This is a genomic window from Cochlodiniinecator piscidefendens, from assembly GCF_011326755.1.
GTDB lineage: Bacteria > Pseudomonadota > Alphaproteobacteria > Rhodobacterales > Rhodobacteraceae > Cochlodiniinecator > Cochlodiniinecator piscidefendens.
Genome location: NZ_JAAOIE010000007.1, coordinates 17,625 through 35,524, shown reverse-complemented (window position 1 = coordinate 35,524; position 17,900 = coordinate 17,625). Strand labels below are relative to the sequence as shown.

Genomic DNA, 17,900 nt, shown 5'->3' with positions numbered 1-17,900 from the left:
GATGCTCCGGATATGGTGGTTCTTCACTATACTGCGATGAATAGTTGCGAAGAGGCGCGTGTACGTCTGTCTGATCCTGCAATTGAAGTATCGGCGCATTATTTGATCTCAGAGCAAGGTGACGTTCTGCAGCTTGTGTCTGAGGAAAACCGTGCTTGGCATGCCGGTGCGGGATCTTGGGGAAATGTGCGCGATGTAAATAGTCACTCTGTCGGAATTGAGTTGGCGAATACAGGCTCAACGCCCTTCTCAGCACCGCAAATGGACGCGCTTGAGGCATTGTTAGCGGATGTATTGAAAAGGTGGTCCATTCCGCCAGAGCGCGTCATCGGGCATTCAGATATGGCGCCGGATCGAAAGTTGGACCCAGGCTCCCGATTCGATTGGAGGCGCTTGGCACGACAAGGGCTTTCAGTTTGGCCAGATAATGACCTGACCTGTCCGGTAGATGAAGTGTTATTTGAAGGAAACCTGTCCGCTATTGGTTACCCATTGGTAGGTGGTAGGTTGACGGCTTTTAGATTAAGGTTTCGTCCTCAGGCATTTGGTCCACTGGATGGTGTCGATATGGCGCTTGCGGCGTATCTTGCACTTTGCTTCCCCGTTGACCCTTCGATCAGAAACGCCTAAGCCCTGCCGTGACGCGGATGGCTGGGTGACTGCACCTTAGGGTGAGGAAAGTCCGGACTCCATGAAGTAACGGTGCCGGGTAACGCCCGGCCGGGGTAACCCGAGGGAAAGTGCCACAGAAAACAAACCGCCTCGATCAAGGTTGGGGTAAGGGTGAAACGGTGGGGTAAGAGCCCACCGCATGCTTGGTAACAAGGATGGCAGGGCAAACCCCACCGGGAGCAATGCCGAATAGGGATCGCGCGCGAAGTAATTCGCAGGGCCGCTTCGCCCCAGCAGATTCGGGTAGGCAGCTACAGTATGTTGGCAACAGCATGCGCAGAAGAATGGTCATCCAGAGGGGTTCGCCCCTTGGACAGAATCCGGCTTATAGGCTATCCGCGTCATATCAATTCTGCTTCGATGTTTAGAGTTGTTCGTGATATGGCAGGTTTTTCAATGCTGGCGTGTTCTTTCTTTTGCTTTGCGGTTGACTCGGGGGCCAAAGCGTCTAAAAGGCAGGCTTCAAGTATTCCACGGGTGGCCCGAAGCCGCCCCGTTGACTGGAGATAACCATGGCGAAGCCGACCACAATTAAAATCCGCCTGAACTCGTCTGCGGGCACTGGCCACTTTTATGTGACCAAAAAGAACGCACGTACCATGACCGAAAAAATGGTTATGCGTAAGTACGATCCTGTTGTTCGTAAACATGTTGAATACAAAGAAGGCAAAATCAAGTAAGCCTACTTTGTCATTCCAAGATCGAAACCGCGCAACATTAGTTGACGCGGTTTTTTTCTGTTTTGAATATAGTGTTTGATTTGCAGGGAGGGATCATTTCCTTAGCCGAAAAAAATGGGAAGGTTTGTCTAGATTAATTGCTGTTTTCAAATAGGGTGCTGCAGAGCACAATGCAAAAGCAGCTTACTCTATGGGGTTCAGATATGGTATTTTCTTGCATTTTATGTGGCGGAAAAGAAAGTAGATCAAAATCGATATCAGATGCAAAAACTGGTGAAGCGTTGGACGTTGCAGCGTGTCAGAGTTGCGGTCTAGTTCAACTCGCACGCGTGCCCACTGATGAGGAGTTATCGGCGTTCTACTCAACCGCTTATCGTGTAGAATATAAGAACCAAGCCCAACCAAAACCCAAGCACATTTTTAGGGCTGGGAAGTCCGCTTTGGAGCGTTTGCAAAAGATGCAGCCATTTTTTGAAGCGGGGCAGCGCCATCTGGATATCGGGGCTGGGGGAGGCGAATTTACTTATCTTGCGTCTCGATTCGGATTGGATGCACACGGGATCGACCCAAACAGTGGATATCTAGAATTCGGCCGAACGGCGTATGAGGTCCCTCTAGAAACGAAAGAAGTCTCTGAGCTTCCGACTGAGCCTAAGTTTGATGTGATCACGATGTTTCATGTGCTTGAGCATTTGGCGCACCCTTTGGAAGTTATCGAGCAAATCCACGCATTGCTAAGCGATGATGGCGTATTTGTTGTCGAAGTGCCCAATTTGGAATCTAAACGCTCTTCCCCGACCAATCATTACTTCAAGGCTCACATAACGTATTTTACCAGTCTATCTCTGGAAGTTTTGTTATCTGGCAGGTTTAAAATTGAATTCTTGGATAACTCTAATGTTCTCTATGCAGTTTGTCGCAAGATTGCATCTTCTGACGCTTCGGCAATTCCTGAGGGAAATCAAAACGCAGTAGATTTGGCTAACACCCGTTTGAAGAACAAAGCACTTCCTGAGTATTTTTTAAATGGGGGGGCGTTTAGTATTGCTCGAAAAACTCAGCAGACAATCGAGGAACTCAGGGGGTCTGCTGGCCGTGATCCCAAAGAGATTTTAGATGCTCTGGTTCCGAATTAAGTTTGAATACGTGGTGCGTTAATAGACGGTTGCTACACCCAAAAGAAAACCCGCCAATAGAATTGGCGGGTTTTCTTATTTTACGACTTGGTTCGCGTGATTATTCACGATTGCCCAAGAGCTGAAGCAAGAACATGAACATGTTGATAAAGTCGAGATATAGGTTCAACGCGCCCATGATGGCTGCCTTCGCAAGCCATTCTTGGTCGCCAGAATGTGCGTGTTGCAGGTAGGTGGTTTTAATTGTTTGCGTGTCATAGGCGGTTAGGCCTGCAAAAATCAAAACACCCAATGCAGAAATCGCAAAGGTGATCGCCGGAGAGCCGAGGAAGATGTTTATGACAGACGCGATTACCAAACCGATAACACCCATCATCAAGAACGTACCCATTGCGGATAGATCTTTCTTTGTGGTGTAGCCGTAAAGGCTGAGACCCGCAAAGGCGATTGACGTTACGAGAAAGACCTGAACAACGGAATACCCGGTGTATACAGCAAAGATAAAGCTGATGGACGCACCCATTGCTGCTGCAAAAACATAGAAGAACAATTGTGCTGCAGCGGAAGACAGACGGTTAATCAACGCGCCGAATGCGAAGACCATGATTAACGGCGCAAACATTACAACCCATTTTAGAGGAGTCCCGAAAATGGCATTCAAAAGTGTTTCATTGGTGCCGATGGCCCAAGCAACGAGCGCTGTGATGATCATGCCTACAGACATGGTGCCGTAGACTTTGTTCATGTGTGTACGCAAGCCGGCGTCGATATCCGCGGCAACTCCGCGTGCGCCAATACCTACGTTTTGAAATTGTGCCATCCGTGGCCTCCAATTGCTAAATTCGTTATGGGCGCGATTGCGCCGCCTTCCCGCTAAATATCGGGAAAGACGGCGCGGTTTTCAAGGATAACCCGCATGATCGGGTGCAATTTAGCTATTTCAAGTGGTGCCAATACGTCGGAGCGTCCCAAAACGGCTTATTTGCCTCTTTTAGGGCCTCTTCGGTCTGGATGCCGACATCGTTTAGTTGTGTAGAATCAAGTTTTAGCAGCGCATTGCGCTGTCTGCTTAGTTCGCGCCAATTCCGTAACATTGCTAAAATCGACACCGAGCCTGTTTGGCAAGAATGCCCTGCATGTGCGCATTGTGATGTCTCAGACATGATTTTATCCTTTCGATATGGTGATTGTTTTTGACGATAGTATTCTTGTTGTTGATATATGAGGGTGTCTGTTGTATTTTGAAAATGAAACTATTTCATGGAAAGTATCAGGAATTTTGATGTGTATAGGAATTTAGACATAACTGCGCTAAGATCTTTTGTGACTGTCGCTGATACGGGTGGCGTGACAAAGGCTGCGGGTTTCTTAAATTTGACGCAGTCCGCCGTATCTATGCAATTGAAGCGCTTGGAAGAAATGCTGGGTGTGGAATTGATGGATCGGTCCGCCCGTCAAATTGGCCTTTCTGCCGCGGGCGAGCAACTTCTGGGGTATGCACGTAGAATTCTTGCGATGAACGACGAAGTGTTCGGACGCCTGACCAATCAAGAGTTCGAGGGGGAAATAACACTGGGTGTGCCGCACGACATCGTATATCCGGCGATTCCTCAGGTTTTGCAGCAATTCAACATAGATTATCCGCGTGTGAAAGTTCACCTTTTGGCGTCATTCACGGTGAAATTGATGGAGCAATTCAGCCAGGGGGTATGTGACGTTATTTTGACAACGGAAACAGCTGTGTCGCCCGGCGGAGAGACACTGACGGAGTTGGAACTACAATGGATCGGGGCGCCCGGCGGTGCGGCTTGGAAAGCGCGCCCGTTACGACTTGCCTATGAACATCGGTGTATATTTCGCAAAGACGTTGTTACAGCGTTGGATAAGGCCGGTATTCCGTGGGAAATGGCCGTAGAGTCAGATAGCACACGTGCGATAGAAGCCAGCGTAAGCGCTGACCTTGCGGTTCACACTGTCTTGAAAGGAATGAACGCGCCTTATCTCGAAGCAATCCAGCACGGCGGAGCGTTGCCCAACCTGACGCGCAAACAGATAAACCTGTATGCGTCGGACCTCGATCAAGGCCCAGCAAAGCAGGCATTGATTGAAGCCATACGCGCGGCCTTTCGAACGCTCTAAGGGGTAACAACAACCTTACCAGTTGAAGCCCGGCTTCTGAGTAATTCGAGGGCGTCTTCAGCGCGTTCCAGAGGAAGGGTGTGACTGATGTGAGGACGTAAATCCCCTGCTTCATACCAGCTAAACAGTCTAGACATGCTGTCGGTTAAAACATGAGGTTTGAATTTGAGATATGCCCCCCAATAAAATCCGATTGCGGTAACGTTTTTTACCAGTAGATGGTTGGCCGGAATTTGCGGGACGTCGCCTCCAGAAAAGCCAATGACCAATATGCGTGCATCAGGATTACAGGCCCGCAGTGCAGATCTAAACAGATCCCCGCCAATAGGGTCGTAGACAACATCTGCACCGCCAAGGGATTTCACAACATTGCGCAAATCTTCTGTTTCGCTGTCAATAAGGTGGTCGGCTCCGGCTTGTTGGGCGATTTTTAATTTTTCGGAACCACGTGCGCAGGCTATTACTGTCGCGCCCATTCGTTTGCCGATTTCGACTGCGGTTAAGCCGACACCACCAGATGCACCTAAAACAAGCAATGTTTCCCCTGCGCGCAGATTGGCTTTGTAATCAAGTGCGACGTGGGATGTGCCGTAAGCGATCTGAAACGCAGCGGCATGTTCGTGACTCATGTTGCTTGGTAGGGGGACGCAAAGGTTTGCATCAAAACACCCGTATTCCGCGAGGCCACCCTGTCCCGCAAAAATAGCCACGCTTTTACCGACGAGTGTGGGGTCAACATCTTCGGCGGCTGCCTCTACGACTCCGGACAGTTCCAGCCCAAGAGTGAAGGGCGGAGGTGGTGTATCTTGGTATTTACCCTTGATCATCAACAGGTCCGCAAAGTTCAAGCTGCAGGCTTTGATTTTAACGCGCACTTGGCCGGGCTTTGGAGTTGGGATGGGGCAACTCTCCAGTTTTGCTTCTCCAAATTGAAGTGTTCGAAAGGCTTTCATTTGCGCAGAGGTTGATTCGGACATGATGTGTTTCTCGTCATTTTGATTTCTTCGTAGTTAACTCGATTTGCATTTTGCAAAAACCTACCCTTAGGTCATTTTTGCAAAATGCAAAAAAAATAATCACACACGTAAAAGTAAACTGAATGGTCTTGTGAACGCGTTTCAAGGCAGTTGGAAACTGTCTTTATATTTCAAGTTTTTAGCGGATAAAGTTTCAAACTGGGAGAAAAACTTCAAAAAAAAGCGAGCATTGGCAATAAAGGTCGAGATTTTTTAAGGATTTAGGTAATCTTATCATATGAAACAATTCTAGTTTGTTGTGTCAAAAAAGCGGGAGATAAGAAATGAAACATCCAGTAGACGTACATGTCGGGAAACGCATTCGCCACCGGCGTTGGATGGTGGGAATGACTCAACAGCAACTTGCTGAAGATGTCGGCATCAAGTTCCAGCAAATTCAGAAATACGAAACAGGTATGAACCGTGTGAGCGCGTCTCGTCTTTGGGATATCTCAGAGACTCTTGGCGTTCCGGTTGCATATTTCTTCGAAGGCCTACGTGACACTGGTGTTGACGAGGAAACAGTCAAACAGGGTGATATCCTTGCTGACAAAGAAGCTTTGGAATTGATCCGTTCCTACTATGCGATACCTGAAAATCAGCGTCGTCGTTTGTTCGATCTCGCACGTGTCCTAAGCGACGCTGCCTGAGAGAAGCACCCTATGCCTTGACGCAATGGAGCCGATAGCGTTACGCGTCGGCAGACATTGCAGGAGGGCGAAGTGGTTATACTAACTGATCTCGAAAAACAATCTATCCGCGAAACTGCAGACGCGCTGGCTCAGGCCGCGCGGGCTGCGACGCTTGAGCATTTTCGTTCAAGTACTTTGACTGCGGATAATAAAGATGGATCGGGATTTGATCCTGTCACCGTCGCAGATCGTGCCGCAGAACGCGACATGCGCGAAATTCTTGCTATCAGGCGTCCGAATGATGCCATCTTGGGCGAAGAGTACGGGTACCAAAAAGGCAGTAGCGGCCTCACCTGGGTGCTTGATCCGATCGATGGGACACGTGGATATCTAAGTGGCACCCCGACTTGGGGTGTTTTGATTTCAATTCGTGACGGCTCTGGTCCTCTGTATGGCGTGATTGATCAACCTTATATTCAGGAACGTTTTTGCGGTGGTTTTGGCGTTTCTCAGATGTTGGGGCCGCACGGGGGCATGGCGTTGAAAACGCTCGAAGCACGCCCTTTGAGCGATGCAATCGTATTTACTACATTTCCAGAAGTTGGGACCGCTACCGAAGGGCAAGCCTTCAGAGCAGTTGCTGAAAAAGCAAAGCTCACTCGCTATGGTATGGATTGCTACGCCTATGCGTTGCTGGCTGCTGGGCAAATTGACCTTGTCATCGAAGCTGGGTTGCAAGCCTATGATATTCAGGCACCGATTGCAGTGATAACTGCCGCTGGTGGGGTTGTAACGGATTGGGATGGAAACCCTGCACATGATGGTGGACGCGTTATTGCGGCTGCAAATAAACAACAACACGAAGAAGCGCTTGAGCTTATCCAAAAAAGCTTGAATAGCGGCGAATAGTTATCTAATTTTCGCGTAAGCGCACGAGTCCTTACCCCTTCTGTCGGCGCAGTCACACGTTCACCGAAGGGGCGCAAGGAACGTGTGCTATGACCGAACTTCTTATCCAAAATGCCGATATGATCGTAACCATGAACGACGCCCGCGACGAAGTGTGCGGCGCTGACATCTTGGTCGTAGATGGCGTGATCAAGAAGGTCGGTTATGCTTTAACCACATCAGGTGAAACAATAAATGCGCGAGGGTGCGTTGTTACCCCAGGGCTGGTTAATACCCATCATCACCTTTACCAAACACTGACACGCGCTGTTCCCGGCGGGCAAGACGCGTTGTTGTTTGGTTGGTTGCAGACGCTCTATCCGATTTGGTCGCGATTTGGGCCTGAGGAAATGTTCGTTTCTGCCCAAGTCGGTTTAGCGGAACTTGCGCTGTCTGGCTGCACCATGACGTCGGATCATTTGTATCTCTATCCAAATGGCGCGCGATTGGATGATACCATCGCTGCTGCGCAGGAGGTCGGACTTAGGTTCCATCCGACGCGCGGGGCAATGTCAATTGGTGAAAGCGATGGTGGGTTGCCACCAGATGCTTTGGTCGAACGTGAGAGCGCGATATTGGAAGATTGTATTCGGGTGGTTGATGCATTTCATGATCCTAACCCCGGCGCGATGTTGCGTGTGGGGATCGCGCCCTGTTCTCCGTTTTCTGTAAGCCGAGATTTGATGCGGGACGCCGCGCTCTTGGCGCGGGATAAAAAGGTCATGCTGCACACGCACCTTGCTGAGAATGAAGAAGACATTGCCTATAGCCTAGAGAAATTTGGCTGTCGCCCCGGGCAATATGCCGAAGATTTGGGTTGGACAGGTGACGATGTTTGGCACGCCCATTGTGTAAAGCTGGATGGCCGCGAAATTGATCTGTTTGCGCGATCAAAGACTGGGGTTGCGCATTGTCCATGTTCAAATTGCCGGCTTGGATCAGGTATTGCACCCGTGAGGGCGATGCGTGACGCAGGGGTGCCTGTCGCTTTGGGAGTGGATGGATCGGCGTCAAATGACATTGGTAATCTAATCGGAGAAGCGCGCCAGACCATGTTATTGCAACGCGTGCAAAACGGTGCAGATGCGATGAGCGCCCGCGAGGCTTTGGAAATAGCAACCCGAGGCGGCGCCGAAGTGCTGGGGCGTGACGATTGCGGGCAAATTTCTGTTGGAAAACGCGCGGATTTGGCAATTTGGGATACGAATGGTATTGAGAGTGCCGGCAGTTGGGATGCTGCTGCTTTAGTCTTGGCAGGCCCAGATAAAGTGCGGGATCTGATCGTTGAAGGGCGTCAAATTGTGCGTGACGGACAGATGGTGACACTTGATCTACCTAGGGTGATTGAGCGGCAAAACATTTTAGCGAGACATCTGGCCACTTCGAAGTAATATGATGGTATCGCCAGCGTCAAAAAAATTGATGGAGCCTTCATATGCATAAGATGTTTACCACGTGTTTAGCGATGTTATTGGTCGTCGGTTGTGTGTCCGCGCCAACAACAACTGAGGTTTCAAACGCCGTTGTTGAATCTGGTCAACCCGCAGATGATTTGCTTTTTGCATTACTGAATCAGGAACGCAGCCGACGTGGCTTAGCGTTGTTGAACCGCAATGCGAGGCTTGAAACCGCAGCACAAAACCATGCAAGTGATATGGCGGAACGCGGATATTTTTCCCATACCTCGCCAAATGGACAAACAAGCGTCGACCGAGTGCGCGCACAAGGCTATAGCTATTGCCGTACCACTGAAAATATTGGGCAGGGGCAGCCCACCGCTGCGACTATTTTAGCGGGTTGGATGGGATCATCAGGGCACCGTGCCAATAATCTAGATACACGTGTAGATGACGTTGGCGTAGGGGTTGCTGCAAATAACAACTGGGTGCTTGTCTTTGGTCGAGAAGGGTGTTGAAAGGGCTAAATTAGCCCTTTTTCCCGTTGATCCAAACATCTTTGATTGCCCGATCATCCCCCATCATGATGGTCGGAAAAAGGGCCTCCCATGGGGTGTTCGCACGGGCTGACCTTTGCGCAATTGCTGGTGTAGATGATAGGTCAAGTACGGTAAGGTCTGCCTCCATACCTACGGCGATATTACCGATTTTGTCTTCCATTCTTAAGGCTTGGGCTGATCCCTGCGTTGCAAGCCAGTAAAGCTGTGCGGGGTGCAGTGCTGTTCCGCGCAATTGGCCAATTTCATATGCAGCGGCCATGGTGCGCAGCATTGAGAAACTCGATCCACCCCCGGTATCTGTAGCCAACCCTATCCGGTGGCCTTCGGCAGTGAGGCCTTGCATGTCAAACAGGCCGGACCCGATGAATGTGTTTGATGTTGGGCAATGCACGAGGCTCACATCAAGGTCCTTCATCCTAGCGCGTTCGCGGGGTGTTAGGTGAATCGCATGCCCCATCAATGCGCCGGGGCCAACAAGGCCAAAGCGTTCATAGGTATCCAAGTAATCTCTTGCGTCGGGGAACAGGTTTTTCACCCATTCGATTTCGTCAACTTGCTCAGACAAATGGGTTTGCATCAAACAATCAGGATGTTCAGCCCACAGAGTACCCATAGCTTCGAGTTGCTCTGGTGTTGATGTCGGAGAAAAGCGGGGCGTAATGGCATAACTGGCCCGTTCACGCCCGTGCCATTTTTGCAGCAATGCTTTGCTATCGTCGTATCCTGATTGGGCTGTATCGCGTAATCCGTCTGGGGCATTGCGATCCATGCATGTTTTTCCTGCAACAATGCGCTGTCCGCGCTGCTCTGCCGCCTCGAATATTGCATCGACGCTTTCGGGGTGAATTGTGCAAAAGGTTGCAACGGTGGTTGTTCCATTTGCGCGCGTTAGGTCCAAGTATCGCTGGGCAATATCGGTGGCAAAAGTTTTGTCGCCAAAACGCATTTCTTCGGGGAACGTATAGGTGCTTAGCCAGTCTATCAGGCGCTTCCCCCAACTGGCGATAATTGCTGTTTGGGGGTAGTGGGCGTGCGCATCAACAAACCCAGCAGTGATCAGGTGGTCCCCATAATCGACAGTTTTAGCCATGGGGTAACGGGCGCGCATGGCATCGCGTTCGCCAACAGCCGCAATTATTCCACCTTCGATCAACACGGCACCATGGGTTTGCCAGTGGGCAGCATCGTCTACAGACGTGTGCATTGGGTTCGCAGTAAAACTTAGAGTCTGTCCTAACAGTAAAACCGATGATGTCATGCGAGTGTTTCCTTTTTCTGACAGACTAAAGGGTGAAACGGCTGCGGTAAATCTTGGCTTTGCCTCTGTTTATTTGAAACACCTTTGGATATTGTACTTAAAAAAGCGAAAGGGGCCGCGGATGAGTGAAGAACTCCTCGAGATCGAAGAAGACGAAGAAGAAGATTTTTCGCTTGATGATGACCTTGTAGGCGAAGTTCTTACCGCGGTTTCCAATTTTGACAGTCCGCGTCTTGGTGAGTTACTTGAGCCGCTGCACGCTGCGGATATTGCCGACATCCTCGAACAAATCGGGCGTAAAGAACGACGCGCGCTTATCCAACTCTGGGATGGCGGTGACGATGGTGAGGTCGGTGATGTTCTCTCGGAGTTAGACGAGGGCCTGCGCGAAGAAGCAATCGACGCGCTTGAACCCGAAGAACTGGCTGATGCGGTACGTGATCTTGAAACCGACGATGTTGTTGATCTGGTCGAAGACCTTGATGAGGATCAGCAAGAAACAATTCTAGGCGCACTTGAAGATGCGGAGCGTGTGGCGGTTGAACGCGCTTTGTCTTATCCCGAAGACTCTGCCGGGCGGCTTATGCAGCGCGAAGTTGTCATTGCGCCTGAGGTTTGGAATGTTGGGCAAGCCATAGACTATCTACGTCGCCAAGACGACCTACCCGAAGAATTCTACCATGTCATTCTGACCGACCCGCGCTTGAAACCAACCGGGTATGTAACACTTGGGAAGTTACTTGCATCGCCGCGCAAGATGCCGTTGCAAAACCTGACCGAAGACAGTTTCCGCCCAATTCGCGTGACACAGCCCGAAGAAGACGTCGCTTACGCGTTTAATCAGTATCACCTGATTTCTGCACCGGTTGTCGATGAAGACGACCGTTTGGTTGGTGTGATCACCATTGATGACGCGATGGCGGTTCTGGATGAAGAGCACGAAGAAGATATTCTTCGGCTCGCGGGTGTTGGTGAAACCAGCCTGTCTGACAAAGTTTTCGAAACCACAAAGGCCCGGTTTCCCTGGCTCTTTGTGAATTTGATTACGGCAATTTTGGCGTCTTTGGTTATCGCTCAGTTTGAAGCGACGATTGCTGAGTTTGTGGCACTCGCTGTGTTGATGCCAATTGTCGCGTCAATGGGTGGCAATGCGGGGACACAGGCATTGACCGTGGCAGTGCGTGCCATTGCAACTAAAGATTTGACCAGCTCTAACATGTGGCGTGTGATCAAACGCGAAGCATTGGTGGGGTTGGCAAATGGGTTGGTCTTTGCCGTGGTTATGGGGATCGTCGGATATATATGGTTCGCAAATGCGGGGCTTGGCGTCGTTATCGCTGCGGCTATGGTGATTAATCTCGTTATAGCTGGACTGGCGGGGATATTGGTGCCCGTTTCGTTGGAAAAGCTTGGCGTTGACCCGGCATTGGCCTCCGGTGCTTTTGTCACGACGGTCACGGATGTTGTCGGCTTTTTCGCCTTTTTGGGGCTCGCAGCTTGGATATTACTCTGATGGATTTAGTTGAACGTAAGGCAGTCGCACGCAAAGAAGCATTCGCACGGCGCAAGATTGCACACGAAAGAGGGCAAGGCGCGCTAGGTGCGGCGCGTTTGCTTGAAGTGTTGGAGCCTTTTGCGGGAAAAACGATTGCGGGTTATATGCCAATCCGCACAGAAATCGACCCACTTAACGCTATGGCTGAAATGTCAAAAACTGGCTTTGTGACAGTTCCGGTGATCAAAGACGCGGGTTTTCCACTGGATTTCAGTGTGTGGACGCCGGGGTGCGCTTTGGTCGATGGACCTTTTGGCGCGCGCGTCCCGGAAAAAGCCCAGTTTTTAGAGCCTGAAGTGTTGATCGTACCATTGGTCGGTTGGGACCGCCAAGGCGGGCGGCTGGGCTATGGTGGTGGTTTTTATGATCGCACGTTGGAACGACTGCGCGGCATTCGACCAACTATCGCAATTGGTTTTGCCTACGCTGACCAAGAGGCAGAGAATTTGCCGTTGGAGCCAACAGATCAGCCGCTAGATTGTATCGTGACGGAAAAAGAACTTATTCAGTTCTAGTCCTCGAATGATATTTGGGCGACCTTTTGGCCGCCCAATTGCTTATTCAGCCGCAATGTTGGTTGGTTTGCTTTGGAACCACCCAATGCGTTTAAACAAAAGCCAATCCAAACAAAGCGCGACGATCAATGAAAGCCCCATAAGCGGCAAGAGGACCATCATAACCACGATTGCGATGATAACCCCTGCGCTTAGTTTCGCGTCAGGTGTGGTTGGCACTCCAATTGATCCAGCTGGCCTTCGCATCCACCAAGCTACAAAACCGGAAACGGATAAGAAGACGCCGAGGATAGCTGCAAGCGTATTTTGCACAATGTTTAAAGGGCCATAAAGCTCGCCTTGGTGAAATGAAATCCCGAGCGAAATAGCCTGCGCCAAAACGGGGTTTTCATCAAAATTGACACGGGCCAGAACCTCACCGCTGTATTGGTCGATTACCAGCTCTGTTTGCTCAAACCGATTTGTGCTTGCTGAACGAATCCAAAACGCCTCTTCTGGTTTGCGTGGTGAGCGCAATTCATAAGGGGCAATAAGCCCTTCAGATTTGGCGATGTCCAATACCGAAGCAAAGGGAATTTGTACGCCCTCTGATGTGGTTGAACTGGGGGCATTGCCGCCAAACCGCAAAGAGCGCGATTCCTGGTCTGTCTGTGTTTGTACATAAGACAATCCGCCGCCGAAAATATCGGTCCAAGGCAACCCCGTGATTAAGATAGGGACAATCAGCACGGTTGCCATCATCCCTGAAAACAGATGTGCCTCGCGCCACCATTTACGGCCAGTACCACGGGGGAGGCGGGTTGCGTCTTTGAGGCTTCGGTTATTACGCGGCCACCACATGATGACGCCTGTCACGAACATGACGATGGCCCAATGGGCCGCCAGTTCAACAAATTTGGTGCCAAACCCGCCGAGCAGCAATTCGCCGTGAAACTTTTTAATCATCCGCATCAAGGTTTCATCGCGCGGTGTTACCGCCAAAAGTTCAGCGGTGTATGGGTTCACCCAAGCATAGCTACGAACGCGATCATCGTCGTTGAATTCAATAACCGTCGAACGGCCCGGCTGATCAGATATGGTTATTCCGCGTAGTCTGGTGACGCCGACAGCCTCTTCCACTGCGTTTACTTGTGTTTCAAGGGATAGCATTTCTCCGGTGACCGGAACGACCATCCGATCGGCATAGATCCAAGCTTCGATTTGGGGTTTGTAAAGATATAGCGTGCCTGTCACCGATAATATGGCCATGAATGGCAGCACATATAAAGCAGCGAGAAAGTGCCATTTCCAGACGAGTCGATAAAAGGTAGCGCCGCGCGCAGGCACGTCTGCGGTATCCACCGCAGGTGTTTCATAAGACATAATAATTCCTAACGTATTTGAAGAGTAAGACGATCAAACAACGTTAAAGGGTGGGGCGCGGGCAGGAGGTCTGTAGAGTAAACCCTTGTCATGCAGGGTTGGCGCTTCGAAAAATGAAGCAACGCGTGTATATGACAAGGACAGCTTTTGCCAAAACTCTGTATTTTGTTCTGGCAGCAACGCACCATGTGCAAAAATGCACGGGGCATTTTCAGTTATCTTTTCTGATACAGGAGCACCGGATGCATCCAACACAATCGTCGTAAGGCTTGTGCCGGTACAAATGATTATCGTTTGAAAAGCTCCGGGCAATGCAGCAATGAGTGCTGCGTTCACACGCGGCATTAAAATCGCGGTGCAAACCAATAGAATAGAAATGATACGCAAAATCGGTGTCATGATCGGGAGCTAACAAGAGATAAACTTTGTTTCCAGTCTTTTCTCTCCTTGCCGAAACGAAATTTCCGGCCTAGGCAGGACGGTATGAGAATACTGTTTTTAGGCGATGTTGTGGGCCGCGCGGGACGTACGGCTGTGGTTGAGCGGCTTAAGGGTCTGCGCGAAGACTGGAAGTTGGATTTTGTCGTGGTCAACGGCGAAAATGCAACGGGTGGTATGGGGCTGTCTGCAGCACATGCAAAAGTTTTGTTAGATGCTGGGGCCGATGCTTTGACGCTTGGCGATCATGCCTTTGATCAGCGCGATATGTTGACCTTTATCGAACAAGAAAAGCGCATCGTACGCCCATTGAACTTTGCTAAAAATGCCCCCGGTGTTGGCGCGCGTTTGTTTGATGCAGGGCGCGGTCGCAAAATCCTAGTTACACAAGTCTTGGGTCAGGTGTTTATGAAGCGCCCGTTTGACGACCCGTTTTCAGCAGTTGACGAAGTGTTGAAACGCCATCCGCTTGGTGGACAAGCCCACGCCATTTTGGTCGATGTACATTGCGAAGCGACAAGCGAAAAAATGGGAATGGGTCATTGGTGCGATGGTCGTGCCAGTGTTGTGGTTGGAACGCATACTCATATCCCGACAGGTGACGCGCAAGTCCTGCCTAAGGGTACGGCGTTTCAGGCTGATGCCGGGATGTGTGGGGACTATAACTCCGTCATCGGTATGGAGAAATCTGAACCGATGCATCGCTTTATTACCGGAATGTCAAAGGGGCGTTTTACGCCGGCATCGGGCGAAGCAACGCTTTCGGGTCTTTTTGTTGAAACCGATGATCAAACCGGCAAAGCCAAAACCGTTAAAATGGTGCGAGTTGGCGGCAGGTTAGAGCAGTCGACACCATGATGAAGCGCTGGCTCCCCTTTCTCGTACTGATCGCATTGGGGGGCATTTGGGGGATGTCTTTCCCTCTGAATAAAATTGCGGTTTCTGAAGGGTATCGGCATTTCGGGGTGATTTTCTGGAACCAGCTGGTTTCTTTTGTACTCCTCTTACTCCTGTCGTTATGGCGGGGAAAATGGCCCGTCTTTTCTTCCAAGCATTTTAAGCTTTACGCAGTCGTTATGTTATTCGGGAGCGTATTGCCGAATATCGGGATCTATCAGGCAGCGGTCTATTTGCCGGGGGGATTGAGCGCGCTGATGATTTCGTTAGTTCCCATGTTCGCATTTCCAATCGCGCTGTTTCTTGGGCAGGAAGAATTTTCCATAACGCGTATGTTAGGGCTTGTCCTAGGGATGATTGCGATCGTCTTGATCATGGCCCCCAGCACGAGCCTCCCTGATCGGGCATTAGTGATTTTTGTTCCGCTGGCTCTTATCGCACCGTTCTTTTATGGGCTTGAGGGGAACCTTGTTGCAAAACTTAGATTGCCTAATGCCGATCCTGTGCAAATTTTAACCGCGGCGATGGGTTTAGGTGTGATTGTGAGCGCACCACCTGCTTTGCTTAGCAATCATATGATTTCTCCATTGCCGCCTTATGGCTTGCCAGACTTTGCCATCGTTGCTGCTGCGGTGATTAATACGATCGCATATGCGGGGTATGTGTGGCTTGTTGGACGTGCGGGCGCCGTATTTGCGGCGCAGGTTGCCTACCTCGTGACAGGATCGGGTGTTTTTTGGTCTATGTTCATTTTGGGAGAAACCTATTCCGGTTACATTTGGGCCGCTATGGGGATTATGTTCGTTGGGATGTTTCTTGTTCAGCCACGCGACGAACCAGCGCTTGATCCTTCGACTGGGCTAGGCGACACTGTATAAAACCGAAGTAACTTTATAGGACCTTATGGACCTCAATTCCTTTCTTTCGCCGACGGGCGAAGCGATCTTAGCCCTGTGTGTTGTGGGCTTAATGTTTGTTTTGTTCATAAGGGAAGTTTTCCCGACCGAAGTGGTTGCAATTGCTGGTGTCTCTTTGATGCTGGCCACAGGGATTTTACCATATGAGACTGGGTTGTCCGTACTATCAAACCCGGCGCCATGGACGATTGCAGCAATGTTTATTGTCATGGGGGCATTGGTGCGAACGGGGGCTCTGGATTGGTTTACTCAGGTCGCAGAACGAAAAGCAGAGAAAAACCCAGTTGTCGCTATTGCCGCTTTGATGGGATTTGTGATCATTGCGTCCGCAATTGTTTCAAATACACCCGTTGTTGTTGTTATGATCCCAGTGTTTGTTCAGTTGGCGCGAAAATTGAATATTTCAGCGTCTAAACTGCTTATTCCGCTTAGCTATGCGGCGATATTGGGGGGGACTTTGACGCTGATCGGTACGTCAACAAACCTGCTCGTGGATGGCGTTGCCCGCGCGAATGGGATGGAAGCGTTTTCCATTTTCGAAGTCACGCCTTTGGGGATTATCCTTGTCCTATGGGGGATGATTTATCTGCGTTTTATAGGACCAAAGTTGCTGCCGGATCGGGATTCTATGGCGGATTTGCTATCAAATCAGTCCAAGAGAAAGTTTTTCGCAGAGGCCGCAATTCCCCCGGACAGTAACCTCATTGGTCGCGAAGTAACGTCAGTGCAACTGTTTAAGCGGGAAGGCGTGCGTTTGGTGGATGTTTTGCGCGGTGATCTTTCACTGCGTCGGAACCTAAAGGAAGTCACGCTCGAGGTTGGGGACCGCGTGGTTCTCAGGACTGAGGTTACCGAATTGCTTTCTCTGCAGCGCGACAAAGGTTTAAAACGTGTTGATCAGCTGTCAGCTGTTGAAACCACAACGGTCGAAGTTCTGATTTCGCCGGGTTGTAAAATGATTGGCCGTTCGCTTGGGGCGATGCGGTTGCGGCGGCGTTACGGTGTGTATCCATTGGCGGTGCATCGTCGCAATCAGAATATCGGACGCCAATTGGACGAACTCGTGGTACGTGTTGGGGATACGCTTTTGCTTGAAGGCGCACCCGAAGACATTCAACGACTCGCTGCCGATGTTGGGCTTGTTGATGTGAGTAAGCCGTCTGGCCGAGCGTATCGTCGCGCACATGCGCCAATTGCGATCGCAACTTTGGTGGGTATTGTCGCGCTTGCCGCTTTGGGCGTTGCTCCGATCTTTTTGTTGTCAGTTTTGGCCGTTGCTCTGATTTTCGTTACCCGCTGCATTGACGCGGAAGAGGCGTTTTCTTTTGTGGATGGGCGATTGCTCGCGATGATTTTTGCTATGTTGGGCATCGGTGCGGCACTCGAAGCTTCAGGGGCTGTCGCTTTGATCGTTGAGGCAATTTCACCGGCCTTGGCACAAATGCCGCCGTTTTTGATTGTTTGGGCGATTTATCTGCTAACCTCTATCCTAACCGAACTTGTTTCAAACAATGCGGTTGCTGTCGTGGTGACGCCGATTGCGATTGGTTTGGCTGATGTGCTTGGGTTTGACGCGCGGCCTTTGGTTGTCGCCGTTATGGTTGCGGCTTCGGCGTCCTTTGCGACGCCGATTGGGTATCAAACAAACATGCTTGTATATGGGCCCGGTGGATATCGGTTCACAGACTTTATGCGCATTGGGATTCCCTTGAATTTGAGTGTTGGGCTGTTGGCTTCGCTTATGATTCCGTATTTCTGGCCCTTATAAAGCCTGTGCG

19 protein-coding genes and 1 other RNA gene are annotated in these 17,900 nt (G+C 50.4%); 14 read left to right on the top strand and 6 right to left on the bottom strand.

Annotation, left to right across the window (positions count from 1 at the left end; all coding sequences use genetic code 11):
* Window positions 1–12: 12 nt before the first annotated feature.
* The 4 genes from G9C99_RS15370 (at window position 13) to G9C99_RS15355 (ending at window position 2,488) form a co-directional block, all read left to right on the top strand.
* Entirely contained in the window at window positions 13–630 is a 618-nt protein-coding gene (locus G9C99_RS15370; protein ID WP_166418514.1) for an N-acetylmuramoyl-L-alanine amidase, read from the top strand.
* 13 nt (window positions 631–643) lie between these two features.
* An RNA gene (rnpB, locus tag G9C99_RS15365) (RNase P RNA component class A) lies at window positions 644–1,016 on the top strand.
* Between the two features lie 168 nt (window positions 1,017–1,184).
* The gene (gene rpmG, locus G9C99_RS15360) at window positions 1,185–1,352 is read left to right on the top strand and encodes a 50S ribosomal protein L33 (RefSeq protein WP_166418409.1); all 168 of its coding nucleotides are present in this window, start codon (window positions 1,185–1,187) and stop codon (window positions 1,350–1,352) included.
* 170 nt (window positions 1,353–1,522) lie between these two features.
* The gene (locus G9C99_RS15355; RefSeq protein ID WP_331460017.1) at window positions 1,523–2,488 is read left to right on the top strand and encodes a class I SAM-dependent methyltransferase; all 966 of its coding nucleotides are present in this window, start codon (window positions 1,523–1,525) and stop codon (window positions 2,486–2,488) included.
* Window positions 2,489–2,588: 100 nt separating this feature from the next.
* Here G9C99_RS15355 and G9C99_RS15350 read toward each other — a convergent pair whose 3' ends face one another.
* Together G9C99_RS15350 and G9C99_RS15345 are read right to left on the bottom strand one after the other, a co-directional pair.
* A complete protein-coding gene (locus G9C99_RS15350; protein ID WP_166418407.1) occupies window positions 2,589–3,308 on the bottom strand; it encodes a Bax inhibitor-1/YccA family protein in 720 nt (239 codons plus the stop codon).
* 115 nt (window positions 3,309–3,423) lie between these two features.
* Entirely contained in the window at window positions 3,424–3,651 is a 228-nt protein-coding gene (locus G9C99_RS15345; RefSeq protein ID WP_166418406.1) for a DUF1127 domain-containing protein, read from the bottom strand.
* 121 nt (window positions 3,652–3,772) lie between these two features.
* Here G9C99_RS15345 and G9C99_RS15340 point away from each other — a divergent pair, with 121 nt between their 5' ends.
* Window positions 3,773–4,627, top strand: coding sequence for a LysR family transcriptional regulator (locus G9C99_RS15340; RefSeq protein WP_166418405.1), 855 nt, complete (start codon window positions 3,773–3,775; stop codon window positions 4,625–4,627).
* Here the strand turns inward: G9C99_RS15340 and G9C99_RS15335 are convergent.
* Window positions 4,624–5,580, bottom strand: a complete 957-nt coding sequence (locus G9C99_RS15335) for an NADPH:quinone oxidoreductase family protein (protein WP_166418513.1) — start codon at window positions 5,578–5,580, stop codon at window positions 4,624–4,626. The two genes, G9C99_RS15340 and G9C99_RS15335, sit on opposite strands and share 4 nt — an antisense overlap.
* Window positions 5,581–5,927: 347 nt before the next feature.
* On the opposite strand from G9C99_RS15335, the gene G9C99_RS15330 reads away from it, so the two are divergent.
* From G9C99_RS15330 to G9C99_RS15315, 4 genes are all read left to right on the top strand, one after another.
* Window positions 5,928–6,293 (top strand): helix-turn-helix domain-containing protein, encoded by a 366-nt coding sequence (locus tag G9C99_RS15330; RefSeq protein WP_166418404.1) that lies wholly within the window; start codon window positions 5,928–5,930, stop codon window positions 6,291–6,293.
* Window positions 6,294–6,365: 72 nt separating this feature from the next.
* Complete coding sequence (locus G9C99_RS15325; protein ID WP_331460016.1) at window positions 6,366–7,184, top strand: inositol monophosphatase family protein; 819 nt, start codon at window positions 6,366–6,368, stop codon at window positions 7,182–7,184.
* An 89-nt stretch (window positions 7,185–7,273) separates the two neighbouring features.
* Window positions 7,274–8,614: an 8-oxoguanine deaminase gene (locus G9C99_RS15320; RefSeq protein ID WP_166418403.1), complete on the top strand. Its 1,341-nt coding sequence runs from the start codon at window positions 7,274–7,276 to the stop codon at window positions 8,612–8,614.
* Window positions 8,615–8,658: 44 nt separating this feature from the next.
* Entirely contained in the window at window positions 8,659–9,138 is a 480-nt protein-coding gene (locus G9C99_RS15315) for a CAP domain-containing protein (protein WP_166418402.1), read from the top strand.
* A 10-nt stretch (window positions 9,139–9,148) separates the two neighbouring features.
* Here the strand turns inward: G9C99_RS15315 and guaD are convergent, their stop codons facing one another.
* Window positions 9,149–10,438 carry a guanine deaminase gene (guaD, locus tag G9C99_RS15310; protein ID WP_166418401.1) on the bottom strand — a complete coding sequence of 430 codons (1,290 nt, stop codon included), beginning with the start codon at window positions 10,436–10,438 and terminating at the stop codon, window positions 9,149–9,151.
* A 121-nt stretch (window positions 10,439–10,559) separates the two neighbouring features.
* Here guaD and mgtE point away from each other — a divergent pair, with 121 nt between their 5' ends.
* Together mgtE and G9C99_RS15300 are read left to right on the top strand one after the other, a co-directional pair.
* Entirely contained in the window at window positions 10,560–11,951 is a 1,392-nt protein-coding gene (gene mgtE, locus G9C99_RS15305) for a magnesium transporter (protein WP_166418400.1), read from the top strand.
* Window positions 11,948–12,508, top strand: coding sequence for a 5-formyltetrahydrofolate cyclo-ligase (locus G9C99_RS15300; RefSeq protein WP_166418511.1), 561 nt, complete (start codon window positions 11,948–11,950; stop codon window positions 12,506–12,508). Before mgtE ends, G9C99_RS15300 begins: the two co-directional genes overlap by 4 nt.
* Window positions 12,509–12,550: 42 nt before the next feature.
* On the opposite strand, the gene G9C99_RS15295 is transcribed toward G9C99_RS15300, so the two are convergent.
* Window positions 12,551–13,870, bottom strand: a complete 1,320-nt coding sequence (locus G9C99_RS15295) for a PepSY-associated TM helix domain-containing protein (RefSeq protein WP_166418399.1) — start codon at window positions 13,868–13,870, stop codon at window positions 12,551–12,553.
* 33 nt (window positions 13,871–13,903) lie between these two features.
* Complete coding sequence (locus G9C99_RS15290; RefSeq protein ID WP_166418398.1) at window positions 13,904–14,269, bottom strand: hypothetical protein; 366 nt, start codon at window positions 14,267–14,269, stop codon at window positions 13,904–13,906.
* A gap of 84 nt (window positions 14,270–14,353) precedes the next feature.
* On the opposite strand from G9C99_RS15290, the gene G9C99_RS15285 reads away from it, so the two are divergent.
* From G9C99_RS15285 to G9C99_RS15275, 3 genes are read left to right on the top strand one after another with little or no spacing between them, the layout of a single operon-like run.
* On the top strand, window positions 14,354–15,166 hold the full coding sequence (locus G9C99_RS15285; protein ID WP_166418397.1) for a TIGR00282 family metallophosphoesterase: 813 nt from the start codon (window positions 14,354–14,356) through the stop codon (window positions 15,164–15,166).
* Window positions 15,163–16,083: a DMT family transporter gene (locus tag G9C99_RS15280; RefSeq protein WP_166418396.1), complete on the top strand. Its 921-nt coding sequence runs from the start codon at window positions 15,163–15,165 to the stop codon at window positions 16,081–16,083. Before G9C99_RS15285 ends, G9C99_RS15280 begins: the two co-directional genes overlap by 4 nt.
* Before the next feature lie 25 nt (window positions 16,084–16,108).
* Window positions 16,109–17,890: an SLC13 family permease gene (locus G9C99_RS15275; RefSeq protein ID WP_166418395.1), complete on the top strand. Its 1,782-nt coding sequence runs from the start codon at window positions 16,109–16,111 to the stop codon at window positions 17,888–17,890.
* Window positions 17,891–17,900: the final 10 nt, after the last annotated feature.